This window comes from Myxococcus sp. CA039A, from assembly GCF_013336645.1.
Classification (GTDB): domain Bacteria; phylum Myxococcota; class Myxococcia; order Myxococcales; family Myxococcaceae; genus Myxococcus; species Myxococcus llanfairpwllgwyngyllgogerychwyrndrobwllllantysiliogogogochensis.
Map to the genome: position 1 here is coordinate 1 of NZ_JABUMQ010000700.1, position 1,001 is coordinate 1,001.

1 protein-coding gene is annotated in these 1,001 nt (G+C 68.1%); it reads right to left on the reverse strand.

The features are described from left to right. Nucleotides 1-986 (reverse strand): condensation domain-containing protein (locus HR086_RS47120; protein WP_373564459.1); only part of this gene is annotated, 986 nt, incomplete at its 3' end. Nucleotides 987-1,001: the final 15 nt, after the last annotated feature.

Sequence of the window (1,001 nt, forward strand, 5' to 3'; positions counted from 1 at the left end):
CGCTCCGCGGTGCTTCGGTCGAACAGGTCGGTGTTGAACTCGAGCAGGCCGCCGATGTCGTCGCCGAAGTCACCGCAGAGCAGGGACAGGTCGAACTTGGCCGTGCCGCTGTCCACCTGCATCGGCTCGAGCGGACTCTTCTCCTCACCGTCCTCCGGCCCGGCCGAGCGGCCCGTGTTCTGAAGAGCGAACATGACCTGGAAGAGCGGAGACCGGCTCAGGTCGCGCTCGGGCTTCAGCTCGTCGACGAGCTTCTCGAAGGGCACGTCCTGGTGAGTGTACGCGCCGAGCGTCATCTCCTTCACCTGGGTCAGCAACTCGCGGAACGTCATCTCCCCCGTCAGTCGTGCGCGCAGCGCGAGCGTGTTGACGAAGAAGCCGACGATGCCCTCTATCTCCGAGCGCTGCCGATTCGCGATGGGCGAGCCGACGACGATGTCGTCCTGGCCCGAGTAGCGAGCGAGCAACACCTGGAACGCGGACAGCAGAGCCATGAAGGGCGTGACGCCTTCACGCAGGCACAGCGCGCGCAGCTCGGCGGTGAGCTGCGAGCCCAGCTCGATGGGGAGCGTGCCGCCGTTCGCCGTCTGAACGGGAGGACGCGGCCTGTCGGTGGGCAGCTCCAGTGCGTGGGGAGCCCCGGCGAGCTGACCTCGCCACCAGCTCACCTGCTTGGAGAGGGCTTCGTCGCGCAGCCAGCCTCGCTGCCACGCCGCGTAGTCCGCGTACTGAAGCTCCAGCGGCGCGAGCGGCGAGGGGAGTCCCTGGGCAAACGCGGCGTAGAGCGCTCCGACTTCCCGCGTGAGGATGCCGCTGGACCAGCCGTCCGAGACGATGTGGTGGACGGTGACGAGCAGGATGTGGCGCTGCTCGGAGAGGCGAAGCACGGAAGCACGGAGCAGCGGGGCCTGGGAGAGCTCGAACGGCTTCTGCGCTTCGAGTTGGGCCAGTCGCCGCGCTTCTGTCTCACGCGAGGCTTCGGGCACGGCCTCCAGGTCCGT